General features: G+C 64.8%; 17 protein-coding genes and 1 pseudogene. 14 read left to right on the forward strand and 4 right to left on the reverse strand.

The window, feature by feature from the left end:
* Positions 1–435 precede the first annotated feature (435 nt).
* From IAE39_RS14465 to IAE39_RS14480, 4 genes are read left to right on the forward strand one after another with little or no spacing between them, the layout of a single operon-like run.
* Positions 436–918, forward strand: coding sequence for a formate dehydrogenase subunit gamma (locus tag IAE39_RS14465; RefSeq protein WP_201203492.1), 483 nt, complete (start codon positions 436–438; stop codon positions 916–918).
* Positions 912–2471, forward strand: coding sequence for a formate dehydrogenase beta subunit (locus IAE39_RS14470; protein WP_201203493.1), 1560 nt, complete (start codon positions 912–914; stop codon positions 2469–2471). Before IAE39_RS14465 ends, IAE39_RS14470 begins: the two co-directional genes overlap by 7 nt.
* Positions 2468–5350: a formate dehydrogenase subunit alpha gene (gene fdhF, locus IAE39_RS14475; RefSeq protein ID WP_201203494.1), complete on the forward strand. Its 2883-nt coding sequence runs from the start codon at positions 2468–2470 to the stop codon at positions 5348–5350. Before IAE39_RS14470 ends, fdhF begins: the two co-directional genes overlap by 4 nt.
* Positions 5347–5550: a formate dehydrogenase subunit delta gene (locus IAE39_RS14480; protein WP_201203495.1), complete on the forward strand. Its 204-nt coding sequence runs from the start codon at positions 5347–5349 to the stop codon at positions 5548–5550. Before fdhF ends, IAE39_RS14480 begins: the two co-directional genes overlap by 4 nt.
* A gap of 143 nt (positions 5551–5693) precedes the next feature.
* Here IAE39_RS14480 and IAE39_RS14485 read toward each other — a convergent pair whose 3' ends face one another.
* Positions 5694–6557, reverse strand: coding sequence for a universal stress protein (locus IAE39_RS14485; RefSeq protein ID WP_201203496.1), 864 nt, complete (start codon positions 6555–6557; stop codon positions 5694–5696).
* A 152-nt stretch (positions 6558–6709) separates the two neighbouring features.
* Between IAE39_RS14485 and IAE39_RS14490 the strand changes: the two genes are divergently transcribed.
* Positions 6710–7327, forward strand: a complete 618-nt coding sequence (locus IAE39_RS14490) for a tRNA-(ms[2]io[6]A)-hydroxylase (protein ID WP_003248869.1) — start codon at positions 6710–6712, stop codon at positions 7325–7327.
* 22 nt (positions 7328–7349) lie between these two features.
* Here the strand turns inward: IAE39_RS14490 and IAE39_RS14495 are convergent, their stop codons facing one another.
* Positions 7350–7670: a DUF883 family protein gene (locus IAE39_RS14495; RefSeq protein ID WP_201203497.1), complete on the reverse strand. Its 321-nt coding sequence runs from the start codon at positions 7668–7670 to the stop codon at positions 7350–7352.
* 129 nt (positions 7671–7799) lie between these two features.
* On the opposite strand from IAE39_RS14495, the gene IAE39_RS14500 reads away from it, so the two are divergent.
* The 3 genes from IAE39_RS14500 (at position 7800) to IAE39_RS14510 (ending at position 12064) form a co-directional block, all read left to right on the forward strand.
* Positions 7800–8063, forward strand: coding sequence for a hypothetical protein (locus IAE39_RS14500; RefSeq protein WP_201203498.1), 264 nt, complete (start codon positions 7800–7802; stop codon positions 8061–8063).
* Between the two features lie 224 nt (positions 8064–8287).
* Positions 8288–9412: a sigma-70 family RNA polymerase sigma factor gene (locus IAE39_RS14505; RefSeq protein WP_201203501.1), complete on the forward strand. Its 1125-nt coding sequence runs from the start codon at positions 8288–8290 to the stop codon at positions 9410–9412.
* Positions 9413–9637: 225 nt separating this feature from the next.
* On the forward strand, positions 9638–12064 hold the full coding sequence (locus tag IAE39_RS14510; RefSeq protein WP_201203536.1) for a TonB-dependent receptor: 2427 nt from the start codon (positions 9638–9640) through the stop codon (positions 12062–12064).
* 114 nt (positions 12065–12178) lie between these two features.
* On the opposite strand, the gene IAE39_RS14515 is transcribed toward IAE39_RS14510, so the two are convergent.
* The gene (locus IAE39_RS14515) at positions 12179–13069 is read right to left on the reverse strand and encodes a LysR family transcriptional regulator (RefSeq protein ID WP_201203503.1); all 891 of its coding nucleotides are present in this window, start codon (positions 13067–13069) and stop codon (positions 12179–12181) included.
* Positions 13070–13171: 102 nt separating this feature from the next.
* Between IAE39_RS14515 and IAE39_RS14520 the strand changes: the two genes are divergently transcribed.
* The 6 genes and pseudogenes from IAE39_RS14520 to IAE39_RS14545 all read left to right on the forward strand — a co-directional run.
* Positions 13172–14251: a polyamine ABC transporter substrate-binding protein gene (locus tag IAE39_RS14520; protein ID WP_201203504.1), complete on the forward strand. Its 1080-nt coding sequence runs from the start codon at positions 13172–13174 to the stop codon at positions 14249–14251.
* A 23-nt stretch (positions 14252–14274) separates the two neighbouring features.
* A complete protein-coding gene (speB, locus tag IAE39_RS14525) occupies positions 14275–15240 on the forward strand; it encodes an agmatinase (protein ID WP_201203505.1) in 966 nt (321 codons plus the stop codon).
* A gap of 257 nt (positions 15241–15497) precedes the next feature.
* Positions 15498–15815, forward strand: a complete 318-nt coding sequence (locus IAE39_RS14530) for a hypothetical protein (protein WP_201203506.1) — start codon at positions 15498–15500, stop codon at positions 15813–15815.
* A 21-nt stretch (positions 15816–15836) separates the two neighbouring features.
* Complete coding sequence (locus IAE39_RS14535) at positions 15837–16988, forward strand: PQQ-dependent sugar dehydrogenase (protein ID WP_201203507.1); 1152 nt, start codon at positions 15837–15839, stop codon at positions 16986–16988.
* A gap of 153 nt (positions 16989–17141) precedes the next feature.
* Positions 17142–18248, forward strand: a complete 1107-nt coding sequence (gene zapE / locus IAE39_RS14540) for a cell division protein ZapE (RefSeq protein ID WP_201203508.1) — start codon at positions 17142–17144, stop codon at positions 18246–18248.
* A 17-nt stretch (positions 18249–18265) separates the two neighbouring features.
* Positions 18266–18601: pseudogene (locus IAE39_RS14545) on the forward strand (DinB family protein); the annotation flags it as partial.
* Positions 18602–18772: 171 nt separating this feature from the next.
* Here IAE39_RS14545 and IAE39_RS14550 read toward each other — a convergent pair.
* On the reverse strand, positions 18773–19771 hold the full coding sequence (locus IAE39_RS14550; RefSeq protein ID WP_201203509.1) for an alpha/beta fold hydrolase: 999 nt from the start codon (positions 19769–19771) through the stop codon (positions 18773–18775).
* Positions 19772–19816: the final 45 nt, after the last annotated feature.

Below are 19816 nucleotides of genomic sequence, written 5' to 3' on the forward strand. Positions count from 1 at the left end.
CCGCGGCCCCTGTCGGCGCGGCCTTGCGGCGCGATGGGCTGCGCAGCAGCCCCGGCAATTTGTGCACTTGTGCGGAAACCCTGGGGCTGCTGCGCAGCCCATCGCGACACAAGGCCGCTCCTACAGGTTCTGTGCCTGCCTTGAAGGTGATGCAGGCCAGGTGGGGACGGCGCTCGCTCGCCCAGGCAATACAAAGCTCAAGGCAAGCACTTCGTCGGTTTCAGAATGCGCCTGGTCGCTCGCACGCAACCCTTCGGCGCCACAGGTGCCATGCTTAAAGATGCCCAAGGACCAGCGTGCGCAGACGCGCGGCCGTGGGCGAGGAGGCCGCTGATCCCACGCAACCGTGACGTGGCCGGCGCGCCGCAGCAGAACACGCCGGTTACCTGCCCTCACAATGATTTAGGCAGGGTCGGTGATGCCGAGGTCCGCTGTATGCCTGATGAATTGCTCCACCTGCCCGTCGTCCAACGCATTCTGGCCCGCGACAAGGATACCCCCGGCGCGCTGTTGCCGATCCTGCATGCCATCCAGCACGACATCGGTTACATCCCCGATGCCGCCGTCCCCGAAATTGCCCATGCCTTGAACCTCAGCCTGGCCGAAGTACGCGGGGTGATCAGCTTCTATCACGACTTCCGTACCGCGCCGCCGGCACGCCACACCTTGCGCCTGTGCCGCGCCGAGTCGTGCCAGAGCCGCGGCGCCGAAGCCTTGGCCGCGCAACTGCGCGAGCAACTGGCGCTGGACGACCATGGCACCAGCGCCGACGGTGCCATCAGCCTGCGACCGGTGTACTGCCTGGGCGCTTGCGCCTGCTCGCCAGCGCTGGAACTGGACGGCCAGGTGCACGCGCGGCTCACCCCCGAGCGCCTGCGCGCGCTGGTCAATGGTTGCCGGGAGGACGCAGCATGCTGAAGCTGTACATTCCCTGTGACTCGGTCGCCCGCGCCGTGGGTGCCGACCAGGTTGCCGATGCCTTGCAACGTGAAGCCGAGCGCCGCCAGTTGCCGCTGGAAGTCCAGCGCACCAGCTCCCGTGGGCTGTACTGGCTGGAGCCGCTTATCGAGCGCGACAGCGCGCAGGGCCGACTGGGCTTTGGCCCGGTCACGCCAGAAGACGTGCCGGCCCTGCTCGATGCCCTGGCCGGTGAACCCGGTGGTCACTCGCTGGCACTGGGGCCGGTCGAGGACATCCCTTACCTGAAGACCCAGCAACGCCTGCTGTTCGCCCGCGCCGGTGTCACCCGCCCGTTGGCGCTGGACGACTATCGCGCCCATGGCGGTTTCGCCGGGCTTGAGGCCGCAGTCTCGATGGACGGTGCGGAGGTGGTTGCTGCCGTACTCGATTCCGGCTTGCGAGGCCGGGGTGGCGCGGCGTTCCCGGCTGGCATCAAGTGGCGCACCGTGCGCGACGCCGGGGCCGGGCAGAAGTACGTGGTGTGCAACGCCGACGAAGGCGACTCCGGCACCTTCGCCGATCGCATGCTGATGGAAGGTGACCCGTTCCTGCTGATCGAAGGCATGATCATTGCCGGCCTCGCCGTGGGTGCCGACAAGGGTTACATCTATGTGCGTTCCGAGTACCCCGACGCCATCCACGTGCTCGACCAGGCTTTCGCCATCGCCCGAGAGGCCGGTTACCTCGGCACTGACGTGGCTGGCAGCGGCCGGGCCTTCGACCTCGAAGTGCGGGTCGGTGCCGGTGCCTATATCTGCGGCGAAGAAACCGCACTGCTCGAGTCCATCGAAGGCAAGCGCGGCATCGTTCGCGCCAAGCCGCCACTGCCCGCGCTGCAGGGCCTGTTCGGCCTGCCGACGCTGGTGCACAACGTGCTCACGCTGGCCTCGGTGCCAGTCATTCTGGCCAGGGGCGCGGCGTTCTACCGCGATTTCGGGATGGGCCGCTCGCTGGGCACCATGCCGTTCCAGCTGGCCGGCAACATCCGCCAGGGCGGCCTGGTGGAACGCGCCTTCGGCCTGACCCTGCGCGAACTGGTGGAAGGCTATGGCGGCGGCACGGCCAGTGGCCGGCCGCTGAAGGCTGCGCAGGTCGGTGGCCCGCTCGGCGCCTGGGTGCCGCCCAGCCACTTCGACACGCCACTGGACTATGAAGCCTTTGCCGCCATGGGTGCGATGCTCGGTCATGGCGGTGTAGTGGTGGCCGACGACACCTTGAACATGGCCAGCATGGCGCGCTTCGCCTTGCAGTTCTGCGCCGAGGAATCCTGCGGCAAGTGCACCCCGTGCCGCATCGGTTCGACCCGCGGCATGGAGGTAGTCGACCGGCTGATCGCCAGCAGCGATTTTGGCCAGCGCCACGACCAGGCCCTGCTGCTGCGCGACCTGTGCGACACCATGCAGTACGGCTCGCTGTGTGCCATGGGCGGCATGACTGCCTACCCGGTGGCCAGCGCGCTCAAGTACTTCCCCGCCGATTTCGGGCTGACCACCACGGAGGCCGCACAGTGATCAATTTCTTCGACCCCGCTTCTGATAAAACCAGCGACCTCGGCACCCCGGCCCGCGACAGCGACGTGCAGGTCAGCCTGAACATCGACGGCCGCGCCATCAGCGTACCTGCCGGCACCTCGGTGATGCGTGCGGCGGCCATGCTCGGCACCAGCATCCCCAAACTGTGTGCCACCGACAGCCTCGAAGCCTTCGGCTCGTGCCGCATGTGCATGGTGGAAATCGAAGGCATGCGCGGCTACCCGGCGTCCTGCACCACGCCGGTCAGCGAAGGCATGGTGGTGCGCACCGAAACCCCGCGCCTGGCCGGCCTGCGCCGCAACGTGATGGAACTGTACATTTCCGACCACCCGCTGGACTGCCTGACCTGTTCGGCCAACGGCAACTGCGAACTGCAGACCGTCGCCGGCCAGGTGGGCCTGCGCGAGGTGCGCTACGGCTATGACGGCGCCAACCACCTGGCGGAGAAGAAGGACGTTTCAAACCCGTACTTCGACTACGAGCCAAGCAAGTGCATTGTCTGCAGCCGCTGCGTGCGCGCCTGCGAAGACATCCAGGGCACCTTCGCCCTGACCATCACCGGTCGCGGTTTCGAGTCGCGGGTGGCGGCAGCGGGTGGTGACAACTTCCTGGCCTCTGAGTGCGTGTCGTGCGGCGCTTGCGTGCAGGCCTGCCCGACTGCAACCCTGACCGAAAAGAGCCTGGTGCAGCTGGGCCAGCCTGAACGCTCGGTGATCACCACCTGCGCCTATTGCGGCGTGGGTTGCTCGTTCCGTGCAGAAATGAAGGGCGACCAGCTGGTACGCATGGTCCCGGACAAGAACGGCGGTGCCAACCACGGCCATGCCTGCGTGAAGGGCCGCTTCGCCTGGGGTTACGCCACCCACCCGGACCGCATTACCAAGCCGATGATCCGCAAGCGCCTGGAAGACCCGTGGCAGGAAGTCAGCTGGGACGAGGCTGTCACCTATGCTGCCAGCGAGTTCCGCCGCATCCAGCTCAAGTACGGGCGTGACTCCATCGGTGGCATCACCTCCAGCCGCTGCACCAACGAAGAAGCCTACCTGGTGCAGAAACTGGTGCGCACGGCGTTCGGCAACAACAACGTCGACACCTGTGCGCGGGTGTGTCATTCGCCCACCGGCTATGGCCTGAAGCAAACGCTGGGCGAGTCGGCCGGTACGCAAAGCTTCGATTCGGTGATGCAGGCCGACGTGGTGCTGGTGATCGGCGCCAACCCCACCGACGCCCACCCGGTGTTCGGCTCGCAGCTCAAGCGCCGCCTGCGTCAGGGGGCGCGGCTGATCGTGATCGACCCACGGCGCATCGACCTGGTCGATTCGCCGCATGCCCGCGCCGAGCTGCACCTGCAGCTGCGCCCGGGCACCAACGTGGCCATGCTCAATGCCCTGGCCCATGTGATCGTCACCGAAGGCCTGCTGGCCCAGCGCTTTATCGATGCCCGCTGCGAGACCGAAGACTTTGCCCGTTGGCGGGATTTCGTCAGCCTGGCGGAAAACGCCCCCGAAGCGCTTGGCCCGGTGTGTGGCGTGCCGCCTGAGCAGATTCGCGCTGCGGCCCGGCTGTATGCCACCGGCGGCAACGCGGCAATCTACTATGGCCTGGGCGTGACCGAACACAGCCAGGGCAGTACGGCGGTAATGGGGATCGCCAACCTGGCCATGGCCACCGGCAACATCGGCCGTGAAGGGGTAGGGGTGAACCCGCTGCGCGGGCAGAACAATGTGCAGGGCTCTTGCGACATGGGCTCGTTCCCCCACGAACTGCCTGGCTACCGGCATATTTCCAACGAGGGCGTGCGTGCCGAGTTCGAGCGTGCCTGGGGCGTAACCCTGCAGCCTGACCCTGGCCTGCGCATCCCCAACATGTTCGAGGCGGCACTGGACGGCAGTTTCAAGGCGCTGTATTGCCAGGGCGAGGATATTGCCCAGAGCGACCCCAATACCCAGCACGTGACGGCAGCCTTGCATGCCATGGAGTGCGTTGTGGTGCAGGATATCTTCCTTAACGAAACCGCCAAATTCGCCCATGTGTTCCTGCCGGGCAGCTCGTTCCTGGAGAAGGACGGCACCTTCACCAACGCCGAACGGCGTATTTCGCGGGTGCGCAAGGTGATGGAACCGCTGGCCGGCAAAGCCGACTGGGAAGCCACCGTGGCCCTGGCCAACGCCCTGGGCTACCCGATGAATTACCGCCACCCATCCGAGATCATGGATGAAATCGCCCGCCTGACACCGACCTTCCGCCGGGTCAGCTACGAAGAAATCGACCGCCACGGCAGTTTGCAGTGGCCGTGCAACGACGCCGCGCCCGATGGCACACCGACCATGCACATCGACCAGTTCGTGCGTGGCAAGGGGCGCTTCATGCTCACCGGCTACGTGCCCACCGACGAGAAGGTCAACACCCGCTACCCGCTGCTGCTGACCACCGGGCGCATCCTCAGCCAGTACAACGTTGGCGCCCAGACCCGGCGTACCGGCAACGTGGCCTGGCATGACGCCGACCGCCTGGAAATCCACCCCACCGATGCGGAAAGCCGGGGCATCCAGGACGGCGACTGGGTCGGTATCGGCAGCCGTGCCGGGCAGACCGTGCTGCGCGCCAAGGTCAGCGCGCGGGTGGCACCGGGGGTGGTGTACACCACCTTCCACTTCCCCGAGTCGGGGGCCAACGTGATCACCACCGACAACTCCGACTGGGCCACCAACTGCCCGGAGTACAAGGTGACGGCGGTGGAGGTGGTGAAAGTGTTCCAGCCATCGCAATGGCAGAAACGCTACCAGGACTTCAGTGATGAACAGCGGCGCCTGCTGCAGGAACGCCGCACAGCGGAGAAAGCCGAGGTGCGCCGATGAGCAGCGACAACCTGGTCAAGATGGCCAACCAGATTGCCCATTACTTCGACAGCGAGCCGAACCGGGTGCTGGCGGTGCAGGGCGTGCGCCAGCACCTGCAAAGCTTCTGGACGCCGGCCATGCGCCGGCAGCTGGTGGAATGGATTGCAGCCAATGAAGGGGAGGGGCTGGACCCGAAGGTGCGTGAGGCATTGATCTAGATCTGGAGGCAGAAGGGAAACCCTGTGGGAGCGGGTTTACCCGCGAATGCGTCAATGGACTTTCCGACGCATTCGCGGGTGAACCCGCTCCCACAGGGGCCATGCACAATCAACCAATCATGTGTGATCCCACAGTGCGGGATTCAGCCTTGCGCCAATTCAGCCTGGTGGGCAATGGCCTCTTCACTCTTGAGCACCAGTACATCCCCCACCAGCGCATCCAGCACCACCTCCGAGGTATTGCCGATCAGCGCCCCGGATATCCCCGTGCGGCACACGGTCCCGATCACCGTCACCACTGCATCCAGCTGCTTTTCGGTATGCGGAATCAACACATCCGCCGGCCCTTCTGCCACATGCAGGCAGTCTTCGGCGATACCGTACTCGGCCTGGAACGCCGAACACGCCTCGCGGTAACGTTTCTCGATGGTTTCGCTCAACTGGTACACCGGGTCTGACGCCGACAGCATCGGCGACGGGTGCGCGCTGATGACATGCAACTCGCCCTTGGCCAGCCCGGCAATGGCATAGCCATGGTCGATGATGCTGGCATGCAGGCGGCGGTGGTCTTCATCCTGGTTGCCCACGTCCACCGCCGCCAGGATCTTGCCGCCGGTCCATGGCCGCTCGCTCTTGACCATCAGCACGGCACACGGGCACTGGCGCAGCAGTTTCCAGTCGCTGGGCGTAAGCAGGGCCTTTTTCAGCGGGTTGTCCGGGCGGTGTTCCTTGATCACCAGCTCGCAGCCTTCGGCCTGCTGCACGTAGATGATGGTGTCGTGCAGGTTGTCGCGCCAGGCTTCCTCATGGGTGACATTGTCATAGCCGTCATCGTGCAACTGGCTGCTCAGCAGGCTCAGCAATGCGCTGTGATCATGCCGTTTGTCGCACATCAGCAGGTGCAGGCGCGCGCCGGTGACGCCGGCAATCAGCTTGGCCCGGGTCAGCGCCCGGCTGTGGGCGTGCTCGGGGTCGAGGACGACGAGGATGCTGCGGACGGCTTGCATGGGCGTGAACTCCATAAAGGTGGCGACCAATGCCTGACTATAGTCGGCGCTTCCCCCGCGGGTGCTTGATGCACATCAAGCATAGTCACTGGCGCCGCTCGCCGCCGCCGGTATAATCGCCGGCCCTGCCTGTTCTGTGTGGTTGCACGCTTATGTCCCTGATCCCCGAAATCGACGCCTTTCTTGGCTGCCCGACGCCAGATGCCTGGATCGAAGCGGCGCTGGCCGACCAGGAAACCTTGCTGATCGACCACAAGAACTGCGAATTCAAGGCCGCGAGTACCGCCTTGAGCCTGATCGCCAAGTACAACACCCACCTCGACCTGATCAACATGATGTCGCGCCTGGCCCGTGAAGAGCTGGTGCACCACGAGCAGGTATTGCGCCTGATGAAGCGCCGGGGCGTACCGCTGCGCCCGGTGTCGGCGGGCCGCTATGCCTCGGGGCTGCGACGCCTAGTGCGTGCCCACGAGCCGGTCAAGCTGGTGGACACCCTGGTGGTAGGGGCGTTTATCGAGGCGCGCAGCTGCGAGCGCTTCGCCGCGCTGGTGCCGCACCTGGATGAAGAACTGGGCCGCTTCTACCACGGCCTGTTGAAAAGCGAAGCGCGCCACTACCAAGGCTACCTGAAACTGGCGCACAACTATGGGGATGAGGCGGACATCGCCCGCCGGGTAGAGTTGGTGCGCGCTGCAGAAATGGAGCTGATCCAGTCACCCGACCAGGAACTGCGTTTCCACAGCGGCATCCCGCAGGCACTGGCCGCCTGACTCGCACCAGGCGGCCCGCGCCTTAGTTACGCCGGCCCAGCAGCAGGCCCACCACCAGCCCGAGGCCGGCGGAAATGGCGACGGTCTGCCAGGGATGGCCGCCGATGTAGTCCTGGGTGGCGTTTACCACCGGCTGCGCCCTGTCACGCACGTTGCCGGCGGCCTGGCGGGCCTGCTTGAGTTTCAGGCTGACCTGGGCGCGCAGGCCTTCTGCTTCTTCGCCAACCAGGGCAGCGCTGTCGTTGAGCAGCTTTTCCGATTCTTCGATCAGCGACTGCAGCTCGCTGAATACCTGGTCCTTGATCTGATCGCTGTCGGCCAGCGCGGCGTTTTTCCGGGCCATGAACTCGTCCTCGTCTATGGGGTAGTTTGAACAATGGATGCCGCCGCGTCGGGAAAGTTGCGCCGGCTTAGCGATGTGGTGTTGCCTGGGTGTAAGATAGCGGCCATTTTCAAACCTGCAGGTACCTTCATGAGTTTCAATCTGGCCAACATGAGCTTCGAGGAACGGGCGCAGATCGAGGCAGAGAAGGCCCGGCTGTTCGAGATGTGGCAGAGCAACCTGGGCAAGGCCAAGGGCGAAGCGGCCCGGCTGATCGCGGAAAAACCACGGCGCAAGGGCAAATGGGCCGAGTGGGTACGTGCCGAACTGGACGCCATGTCGCCGCCCGAATACGCCAGCATGGTACGCAGCGAAGTCAACAAGCTGATGGCAGCGGCCAGCGCTGGCCGCTGAATACGCCCCGTTGGGTGCTTGCCTTGAGGCATTTGGCGCCTGTGAGATCGAGCGCCGCGCGGGCGGCGCTCGATCTCTCAGGCGCTGAAAATACATCGGCGAACACCTGGCGGCGCTCGATCTCACAGGCGCCGCTAAAGCCACGTTGATAATATCGGCCCAGATGAAAGATACTGTTTCTCATTAACGCCCGATAACTTCTCCTACTGGCCGTTCCCAATCCCATGCTGACTTCACCTGTGTCGGGCCTGCTGGCAAGTTTCCAGGAGCACTACGACGACCTGCTGCAATTCCTGACCCGGCGCATGAGCGACCGCCAGCGCGCCGCCGATGTGGCGCAGGAAACCTACCTGAAGCTGGTGAACATCGACGAGCAGGCGCTGCCGGTGCTGCACGCACGCAGTTTCATCTTCCGCGTGGCGGGCAACCTGGCGATCGATGCCTTGCGCCGCGAGCAGCGTATCGCGGCCAGCCACGGTGACAGCGAAGGGGCAGGCGAGCTGGCGTGCCCGGCGCCGGCGCCCGAGGCGGCGTTGCTGGCCCGCGAGCGCCTGCAGATCCTTGACCAGGCGCTGTTGCAGCTGCCCAGCAAGGCCCGCCAGGCGCTGTTGCTCAACCGCGTCGAAGGCCTGACCCAGAAGCAGGTTGCGCAACGCCTGGGCGTTTCCGAAAGCATGGTGGCCAAGTACATCGGCCAGGCCTTGCGCCACTGCCGCAGCTGGCTGAAACAAGCGGGTGTGGCGGCTTGCGTGGTGGTGCTGGTCTCTGCCGTGGTGGCCTGGCAGCGGGCACCCATGCTGCTGGCGGACTACCACACGGCAGTGGGACAACGGCAGGTGATTACCCTGGCTGACGGCACGCGGGTAACCCTGAACAGCGCCAGTGCCCTGAGCGTGGTGTTCAGCGAGCATGAGCGGCGGGTGGTGCTGGATGCTGGCGAGGCGTTGTTCGAGACGGCGGACGATGCACGGCCGTTTGTGGTCGACACGGGCGGTGAGCAGGTGCAAGGCCGGGGCGCTACCTTCAGCGTGCGCCGTGATGGCCGTGTGGTGCTGGCGCAGGGTGAAGCCAAGGTCGGCGAGCAGCCACTGGCCATAGCGGCCGATGCCGGTACACAAATGGCCTGGCAGCGCGGCAAGCTGATCTTCAACGGCAAGCCGTTGGGGCAGGTGCTGGAAGAGCTTGAACGTTACCGGCATGGGCGCATCGTGTTGTCCGATAGCAAGCTGGCGGCGATGGAGGTGAGCGGGGTGTTCGACCTGGATGAACCAGAGGCTCTGTTGCGTACCCTGGAGCAGCGTTATGGGCTGAAGGTGACTTATCTGCCTTGGTTGGCTGTGGTGCATTGATCAGCCTGTGGCGGCCTCTTCGCGGCTAAAGCCGCTCCTACATCGACCGCGTGCCTCGAAGATCACGCGGTCGATGTAGGAGCGGCTTTAGCCGCGAAGAGGCCACCACAGGAAAAATATTTTCCAAGCCGCACTGCAAGTTCCTGCCAGCCAGATCGTCGTAGTGGGACTGATCAGCAACCCATTCTCATTTACGACTTGTCAGGAAGCTCCTTCGTGCCTCTGATGCTCAAGCCCTTGCACCGCCGTCGCGGTCCTGTTCACCACGCCCTGATCTCCTGCAGTGCCCTGGCCATGCTGGCCGGCGCGCTGCCGACATGGGCTGCGACCCCTGCCGAACAAACCCAGGTCCAGGCACGCCAGGTGCAGCTCGACCTGCCCGCCCAGCCGCTGGACCAGGCCCTGACCGCGTTTGCCGACCAGGCCGGCCTGCACCTGCTGTACACCACTGGCGACGTCACCGGCCAGGCCAGCCCGGCCTTGCACGGCAGCTACAGCGTCGAACAGGCACTGCAACAGCTGCTGGCCGGCAGCGGCATGGCCTGGCAGTTCAGCGATGCCCGTACGGTCACTTTGCGCAAGGCCGAGGCTGCGCCGCAGGCAGTCAACCTCAAGCCGATCGAAGTCAGCGTGGCCTCGCGTACCAGCACCGCGATCAGCGAAATCCCCGGCACTGTCTGGGTGGTCGACCAGCAGCAGTTGCGCGAACAGATCGACAGCGGTGTCAGCCTGAAGGAAGCCATTGGCAAGCTGGTACCCGGCCTGGACTTGGCGCCGGAAGGGCGCACCAACTACGGCCAGAACATGCGCGGGCGCAACGTGCTGGTGATGATTGACGGGGTCAGCCAGAACAGCTCGCGCGGCCTGTCGCGCCAGTTCGACAGCATTTCGCCGTTCAACGTCGAGCGCGTCGAGGTGCTGTCGGGCGCCAGCGCCATCTACGGTGGCGGCGCCACCGGCGGCATCATCAATATCGTGACCAAAAAGGGTGAGCCTGGCCCGGCGCGTTTCGAGACCCAGCTTGGCGCAAGCAGCGGCTTCAACAACAGCGACGACCTGGCCACCCGCTTTGCCCAGTCGATCAGCGGCGGCAACGAGCGGGTCAATGCCCGCCTGGGTATTTCCGGCGAGCAGAACGAAGCCTTCTACGACGGCGCTGGTGACCAGATTTTCATCGACAACACCCAGACCGACCTGCAATACAACCGCACCATCGACGTGCTCGGCACCCTCGGCCTGCAACTGAACGACCAGCAAAGCCTCGACCTGCTGGCCCAGTACTACGACTCGGGCAACCACGGCAGCACCGGTATCTACTTCCCCAACCTGAACTACAACGCGCCTTCCGACCTGGAAGACGCCGAGCTGCGCAGCGGCTACTCGTCCGACCTGGAGCCGCGTACCCGGCGTTTGCTGCTCAACGCCAACTACCACCACAGCGACGTGCTGGGCCAGGACTTCTACCTGCAGGCCTCGTACCGCAAGGAAGACGACAACTTCTACCCGTTCCCGTACTACAACCGCGCCACGCCCACCGGCTCGCGCGGGGTGTACTTTGCCGCCTCGCAGCAGAACTTCGAAGTCACCAGCCTCAAGGGCCTGTTCGCCAAGCAGTGGAACACACTGAAACTGACCTATGGCGTCGACCTGGACCGCGAGCGCTTCAACGCCGAGCAGACCACCTTCAACGCCCAGACCTCGTCCGAGTCGGGCGGCCTGGAGCTGGAGAAGGAAAGCAAGGCCGCGCGCTACCCCAGCTACCGGGTCGATGGTGTGTCGGTGTATGCCCAGCTGGACTGGCATGCTACTGACAACCTGACCGTCTCCGGCGGCGCCCGCCGCCAGCAGATGGACGTGGATGTCAGCGACTTCAAGGGCGTGCCCGGCGGCAGTAACGACTATCAGGTCAACCTGTTCAACGTCGGTGCCATCTACGACTTCAAGAACGGCCACCAGGTGTGGACCAACTATGGTGAAGGCTTCGACCTGCCAGACCCGGCCAAGTACTACGGCAAGCCGGGCCTGAGCGTGGCCGACAACCCGCTGGCCGGCATCAAGAGCCGCCAGGTGGAAATGGGCTGGCGTTATGCCGACCTGGACTGGGACGCCCAGGCGGCGCTGTACTACATCTGGTCGGACAAGATCATCAACGTCGACTCGCAGACGCTGACCATCAACGTGGAAGAACAAAAAAGCCGCGACTTCGGCTTTGAAGGTGCCCTTACCCGGCACTTCCAGACGGGCTGGGAAGCCGGCGGCACGCTGCACCTGACCCGCTCCGAGGAAGAGGATGTGGACGGCGGCTGGATCAAGCGTGATGCCCGCTATGCCTCGCTGTCCAAGGCCACCGGGTTCGTAGGCTGGAAGGGCGATGGCCGCAGCGCGCGGCTGCAGGCCAACCATGCTTTCAGCCTGAAGGATGATGCCGACCACGAGATCGACGGCTACACCACCTTCGACCTGCTGGGCAGCCAGGACACCGGTTTCGGCACCTTCAGCGCCGGTATCCAGAACTTGCTGAACAAGCAGTACAGCACGGTCTGGGGGCAGCGGGCGACGTTGTTCTATTCGCCGACCTACGGGCCGGCGTACCTGTATGACTATCAAGGGCGCGGGCGGACCTACACGCTGACCTGGAGCATGGCTTACTGATTGATGTTGCCTGACCCGGCCTCTTCGCGGGTAAACCCGCTCCCACAGGTACCGCGCAGCCCTCAGGCGTTGTGGTATCCCTGTGGGAGCGGGTTTACCCGCGAAGAGGCCGGGTCAGGCAAACGCCGCCAGCAAATCCTGGGCAAACGCCTGCTGTGCCTCGCCAACCCCCTGCGCCCGGTGCCGGGCCAGGGTAAACGGCACCACAAAATCCAGCCCCGGGTCCAGCGCCCACAGCATCCCTTCAGCCTCCCACACCTGCGCGCAATGGCACGGCAGGTAGCCAATATGCCGCCCCGACAGAATGAACGTCAGCACGCTCTCGATCTGCTCCGCCACCGCCATGCTGCGCTGGCTCTGGAACGGTTCATCACCTTTCAGAAACCGGTACGGATGGCGTACCTGATCCTGCTCCCGCAAGCGCTCACGGGGGACTCCCGCCTTACCGAACAGCGCATGCCCCTTGCCGCAATACAGCCGCTGCCGCTCCTCGAACAGCGGCTGGTAGTCGAACGCCGCCTGGTTGCCGGAAAAGTAGCTGATGGCGTAGTCCAGCCGCTGCTCCAGCAACAGCCGCTCCAGCTCCGCTGGCGGCGCACTGATCAGTTCCAGTTGCACCGCCTCGTCACGCCTGCGAAACGCCGCAATGGCCGCCGCCAGTTTCAGGCTCACCGCCTTGTCCTGATTCTCCGCAAGGCCAATGCGCACGGTGCCCAGCAGGCGCCCGGCAACGCCATTGGCTTGCTGGCGGAACTGTTCGATGTTCAGCAGCAGCCCTCGCGCCGCCTCCAATAGCATTTCGCCTTTTTCCGTCAGGCGAAAACCGCCCTTGCCACGGCTGCACAGGCGGTAGCCCAGGCGTGCTTCCAACTGCGCCATGCGCTGGCTGATGGTGGGCTGGCTCAGGCCCAGCACGCCTTGCGCGGCGCTGAAACCACCGGCCTCGACTACAGTGACGAACAGCCGCAGCAGGTGCAGGTCGGGGTCGTGCACTTGTCCGAGCATTACATTGCTCCTGATGAATGTTAGCTTTGCAAACTTGCCATTCCTGCAATGTAACCCGGCTGGCATGCTCGCGGCATCCACCCATTTGCCGAGGTGTCCGTCATGCGTCGATCGTTGTGCCTGTTGTCCCTGGTCCTGGCCCTGCCGCTGCAAGCCGCAGAAAAAGTCGTCAACCTCTACAGCTGGGCCGACTACGTGGCCCCGGAAACGCTCCAGCGCTTCGAGCGGGAAACCGGCTACAAGGTGCGCTACGACACCTTCGATACCACCGAAGTACTGGAAACCAAACTGCTGACCGGTGGCAGCGGCTACGACGTGGTGGTGCCGTCGTCGACCGTGCTGGCGCGGGCGCTCAAGGCTAATGCCCTGCAACCGCTGGACGCCCAGGCCATGCCCGGCTACGCCAACCTCGACAAGGACCTGCTGGCCAAGCTCGCCGAGGCCGACCCCGGCAACCGCCATGCCGTGCCCTACACCTGGGGCACCCTGGGCCTGGGGGTGAACGTGGAGGCGGTGCGCCAGCGCCTGGGCGATGTGCCGTTGGACAGCCTCGACCTGCTGTTCAAGCCCGAATACGCCAGCCGCCTGAAGGACTGCGGTATTGCCATGCCCGACTCGCCGCAAGAGGTGATCGGCGTAGCCCTGAACTATCTGGGCAAGGACCCTTACAGCCAGGACAAGGGCGACCTGGCCGCCGCGCAGAATCTGCTCAGCCAGTTGCAGCCGTCGATCAGCTACGTCGCCAATGGTCGGCAGATCAACGACCTGGCCAACGGCAGCGTGTGCCTGGCACTGACCTACAACGGCGACGCGGCAATGGCTGCAGACCAGGCGCGGCGTGCCGGCAAGCCGTTCGAGTTGATCTACCGCATCCCCCGCGAAGGCACGCTGGTGTGGCAGGACAACCTGGTCATCCCCAAGGATGCCCCGCACCCCGAGGCGGCCCGCGCGTTTATCGCCTTCATGCTCAAGCCGGAGTCGGTGGCGGCATTGACCAACACGCTGTTCTTCGCCAATGCCAACCAGGCTGCCACGCCGCTGGTGGACGAAGCGGTGCGCAACGACCCGGACATCTACCCGTCACCCGAGGTGCGCCAGCGCCTGTATGCCGACCGCAGCATGGCCCTGGCCGACCTGCGCCAGCGCAACCGCCTGTGGACTGCCTTCCGCAGCCGCCAATAAATACAACGACCCAGGAGCCGACCGTGGACCAAGCCACCAACAACGACCAGGCCATGACCCGTGACAGCCTGTATGGCACCGCCGCAGAAAGTACCTACGCCGGTATTACCAGTTTTTCGCGCCGCCGCTACAGCCGCGACCTGCGTGGGGTGGATGTGGTGGTCAGTGGTGTACCGTTCGATACCGCCACCAGCAACCGCCCCGGCGCACGCTTCGGCCCGCGGGCTATCCGTGCCGCCTCGGTACAGCAGGCCTGGGCCCGCCACTGGCCGTGGGCGTTCGACCCGTTCGACCACCTGGCGGTGATCGATTATGGCGACTGCGCCTTCGACAGCGGCACGCCGCAGTCGGTGCCAGACAGCATCGAGGCCCATGCCGAGCACATTCTGCAAGCCGGCTGCGCCATGCTCACCCTCGGTGGCGACCACTTCATCAGCTACCCGCTGCTCAAGGCCCATGCCCGCCGGCATGGCCCGCTGGCGCTGATCCATTTTGATGCGCACAGCGACACCTGGCCGGACGAGGAAGGCGAGCGCATCGACCACGGCACCATGTTCTGGCATGCCGCCCGCGAAGGCCTGGTGGATCCCGCCCACTCGGTGCAGATCGGCCTGCGTACCACCAATGACGACAGCCAAGGCTTTGCCATCCTCGACGCCCGGCAGGTACACCGCCAGGGCACCGAGGCGGTGATTGCAGCGATTCGCCAGCGCGTAGGCGAGCGGCCGGTGTACCTGACGTTCGATATCGATTGCCTCGACCCGGCCTACGCGCCCGGCACCGGCACGCCGGTGTGCGGCGGGTTGAGCACGGTGCAGGCGCTGGAGATTCTCGGCGGGTTGCGTGGCATCAACCTGGTCGGCATGGACCTGGTGGAAGTGGCGCCAGCCTATGACCATGCCGATATCACTGCATTGGCCGGGGCCACCCTGGCGATGGAGATGCTGTGCCTGTATGCGGCGCGGCACAAGGTAGACAAAGGCCAGTAATTTTGGGGGCCGCATCGCGGCCCCTGTGGGAGCGGCTTTAGCCGCGAACCAGGCGACGCGGTGGCTGGCACCGGCGTTGCCGGTGTTCGCGGCTAAAGCCGCTCCCACAGGTCGCGATGGGCTGCATAGCAGCCCCCAAGGCCCATACTGAAACATCAGGAATCAACTCCACCCACATTCGCGCTTTTGCCGCGAACCCCTGGCGCCTTAGGCTATCAAACCCACCAGGCGCGGCATTTTCGTACAGGAGGTGAAGCATGACCCCGACATTGCCCATCCTGGCCCTCGGCCTGGCCTTGTGCCTGCCCGTGCACGCTGCTCCGCAACTGCCATTGCAGCTCGCCGCTGGCAACAACAACCCCTACAACAGCCCGATCCAGCGCGCCAACCCCAACAGCCGCCAGGGCAGCATGCCGGCCACGCCGCCGGTACGCGGCCCGTCCACCGACCCGTACCAGCGCCCCCCGACACTGGACAACCGCGGCATCGGCAACGGCGACAACCTGCGCCGCCAGCAGCAAACCCCGAACCTGGAACCCACCCGGCCACCGCGCGACAACCCGCGTGCGCCGTAAGCCCACTGAAAGGAATCCTGCATGCTTCGAGCACCCTGGCTAGCCACCCTGACCGCCGCTGCGCTGCTGCCCTTGTTGGCGCAGGCGGCGGCCGAACAGCAGTTGCCCAGCGAAGAGGGCACCCTGACCGTCAGCACCGTGGCCGACGGCCTGCGTAACCCTTGGGCGCTGGCCTTCCTGCCAGGCGGTAAGGACATGCTGGTCACAGAGCGTGTCGGCAACCTGCGCCTGGTCAACGCCGAAGGCAAGGTCGGCCCGCCGATCAGCGGCGTGCCCAAGGTGTGGGCCGAGGGCCAGGGCGGCCTGCTGGACGTGGTGCTGTCGCCGGACTTCCCCAAGGATCGCACGGTGTACCTGTCCTTCGCCGAAGAGGGCAGTGACGGCAAGGCCGGTACTGCGGTCGGACGTGGGCAGTTGTCCGAGGACCGCGCCCGGCTGGAAAACTTCAACGTAATCTTCCGCCAGCAGCCCAAGCTGTCGGTAGGCAACCACTTCGGCTCGCGCCTGGTGTTCGACCGCAATGGTTTCCTGTTCATCGCCCTGGGCGAGAACAATCAGCGCCCGACTGCCCAGGACCTCGACAAGCTGCAGGGCAAGATCGTACGCATCCTGCCGGACGGCGAAGTGCCCAAGGACAACCCCTTCGTTGGCAAGGACAACGTGCGGCCGGAAATCTGGTCGTATGGCCACCGTAACCAGCAAGGCGCTGCGCTCAACCCTTGGACAGACAAGCTGTGGACCCACGAACACGGCCCGCGCGGCGGTGATGAAATCAACATCCCCGAGCCGGGCAAGAACTACGGCTGGCCGATTGCGACCCACGGCATCAATTACTCGCTGCTGCCGATCCCCGAGGCCAAGGGCAAGCATGTCGACGGCATGGTCGACCCGCACCATGTGTGGGAGAAGTCGCCGGGTATCAGCGGCATGGCGTTCTATGACAGCCCGACGTTCAAGGCCTGGGACCACAACCTGTTCATTGGTGCGCTGGCGACCCAGGAACTGATCCGGTTACAGCTGAAGGGGGACAAGGTGGTGCACGAAGAGCGCTTGCTCGGTGATTTGAAGGCGCGGATTCGCGATGTACGGGTTGGGCCGGATGGGTATTTGTATGTGCTGACCGATGACAAGGATGGTGCGTTGCTGAAAGTGGGCCTGGCCAACGAAGCCTGACGCGGTCCCTGTAGGAGCGGCCTTGTGTCGCGATGGGCCGCGCAGCGGCCCCAGGATTTCAGCATCACGACATAGATTGCCGGGGCCGCTGTGCGTCCCGTCGCGACACAAGGCCGCTCCTACAGGGATCGCGTCAGTCGGTTAGAATGCCGCATGGCCATCGACCCCCAATCCCTCTACCAGCAAGCCCTGACCACCCAGGGCTATGTCGCCGACCCCGCCCAGGCCCGCGCCGTCGAGGCCCTGCAAGCCTGCTTCCTGGCCGTCGAACAAGGTCGTCCCACTCGGGGCATCTACCTCTGGGGCCCGGTCGGTCGTGGCAAGACCTGGCTGATGGACCAGTTTCACCGCTGCCTGCGCGTACCCAGCCGACGCCAGCATTTCCACCACTTCATGGCCTGGGTTCACCAGCGCCTGTTCCAGCTAAACGGCACCGCCGACCCACTGCTGGCCCTGGCCCGGGAGCTTGCCGGGCAGATCCGCGTGCTGTGCTTCGACGAACTGTTCGTCAGCGACATCGGCGACGCGATCATCCTCGGTCGCCTGTTCCAGGTGCTGTTCGACCAAGGCGTGGTGCTCGTCGCCACCTCCAATCAGCCACCCGAGCAGCTCTACCGCGACGGCTTCAACCGTGATCGCTTCATGCCGGCCATTACCGCGATCCAGCGGCACATGCAGGTACTGCCGGTGGCGGGCGAGCAGGACCACCGCCTGCACCCCGGTGCCGAACGCCAGCGTTACTGGGTGGCAGCGGCGGGGCAGGCCAGCCAGTTGAACGAAGTGTTCAGCCAGCTGAGCCCGGACGACGCCGGCACAGATCAGCCGTTGGCGATCGGCTCCAGGCCCATTCACGTGATACGCCGCAGCGAACAGGCCATCTGGTGCCGCTTCAGCGACCTGTGCGAACAACCACTGGCTGCCATGGAGTTCATGGCCCTGTGCGATCGTTTTCCAGCCATTCTGGTATCGGAGATTCCAGCGCTGGGCGGTGAGCAGCGGGCCGGGCGCATTGCCCGTGGTACCGAGGATGCGGCGGCACGGGTGGTGGCGGGCGATCGCGAACTCCCCGCATTGTCACCCAAGGACGACGCAGTGCGCCGTTTCATTGCCCTGGTCGACGAGTGCTACGACCGCCGCGTAGCCCTGTACCTGGAAGCGCAGGTGCCGCTCGATGCCCTCTACACTCAAGGGTATCTGGCGTTCCCGTACCAACGGACGTTAAGCCGGCTACGGGAGATGCAACTGCAACGCTTCGCCTGAACAGGAGCCGAACCATGCAGCGGCCGTTTGCCCTGTGTACCGACCTGAACGCCGAACAGGCCCAGGCGGACCACCGACTGATAGCCTATTGTCAGGCGCTGAGTGATGACGAGCTGGGCCGTTATGTCAGTGTCGTGCGGCCCGACCGGGTACAGCGCGAGCCGCGGTTGCGGTTGTTGGCGCATCTGTTCGAACACCAGATACATCACCGTGGGCAGGTGCATGCGATGCTCAGCGACACGGCGGTCAGGCCGCCGCAACTGGATGAGTTCTTTTGCGAGGAAGAGGCCGGCTTGCGCGCCGACGATTTTGCCGAGTTGGGCTGGACCGAGGCGCAGGTCTGGAAAGTGTAGAGGAGCCCTGTGGCAGATTGCATTCCCTGTAGGAGCGGCCTTGTGTCGCGATGGGGTGCGCAGCAGCCCCGGCAGTTTGTGCATCAGCGCTGAAACCCCGGGGCTGCTGCGCAGCCCATCGCGACGCAAGGCCGCTCCTACAGGTACTGCACAGGCTTCGAAAACTGTGGCTTACTTGTTCAGCCACTCCACCAGCGTACGGTTGAACCGCACCGGCTCTTCGATCTGCGGCGCATGCCCCATGCCTTCGAAAGTGATCAACTCACCCTTGGGGATCAGCTTGGCCACCTGAGGCCCCAGAACCTCGTACTTGCCCAGCTTGGCCTTCACCTCCGGCGGCGCAATATCGCTGCCAATCGCCGTGGTGTCCTTGTCGCCGATCAGCAGCAAGGTCGGCATCTGCAGGTCCTTGAACTCGTGGTACACCGGCTGGGTGAAGATCATGTCGTAGATCAGTGCCGAGTTCCACGCCACCGCTTCATGCCCCGGCCCCTTGTTCAGGCCCACCAGCATCTGTACCCAGCGTTCGTATTCGGGCTTCCAGCGCCCGGCATAGTAAGTCTTGCGCTCGTATTCGCGCACGCCCTCGGCATCCAGCTTCAGCTCGCGGGCATGCCACTGGTCCACGGTGCGGTAAGGCACGCCAAGGGCTTTCCAGTCTTCCAGGCCGATCGGGTTGACCATGGCCAGCCGTTCCACCTGCTGTGGGTACATCAGCGCATAGCGGGTGGCAAGCATGCCGCCGGTGGAGTGGCCAAGCACTATGGTTTGCTTCACGCCCAGCTGCTCCAGCAGGGCATGGGTGTTGTCGGCCAGTTGCTGGAAGCTGTACTGGTAATGCGCCGGTTTGCTCGAGGTGCAGAAGCCGACCTGGTCCGGGGCAATGACCCGGTAGCCAGCCTTGCTCAAGGCATCGATGGTGGTTTCCCAGGTGGCGGCGCAGAAGTTCTTGCCGTGCATCAGCACCACGCTGCGGCCGTTGGCCTGGCCTTGGGCGGGCACGTCCATGTAGCCCATCTGCAGGGCCTGGCCCTGTGAATTGAAGTCAAAATGCTTGAGCGGGTGCGGGTAACTGAAACCTTCGAGCTGAGGGCCATAGGTGGGCGATTCGGCGGCGAAGGCCGAACCGCCTGCCAGGCAGGCCAGGGCCAGGGCGGTTGCGCGCAGCATGGGGGCACTCCATGTAGGACCATGTAGGAAAAAGCGAATGTAACA

It is taken from the genome of Pseudomonas sp. S37 (assembly GCF_016658545.1).
GTDB lineage: Bacteria > Pseudomonadota > Gammaproteobacteria > Pseudomonadales > Pseudomonadaceae > Aquipseudomonas.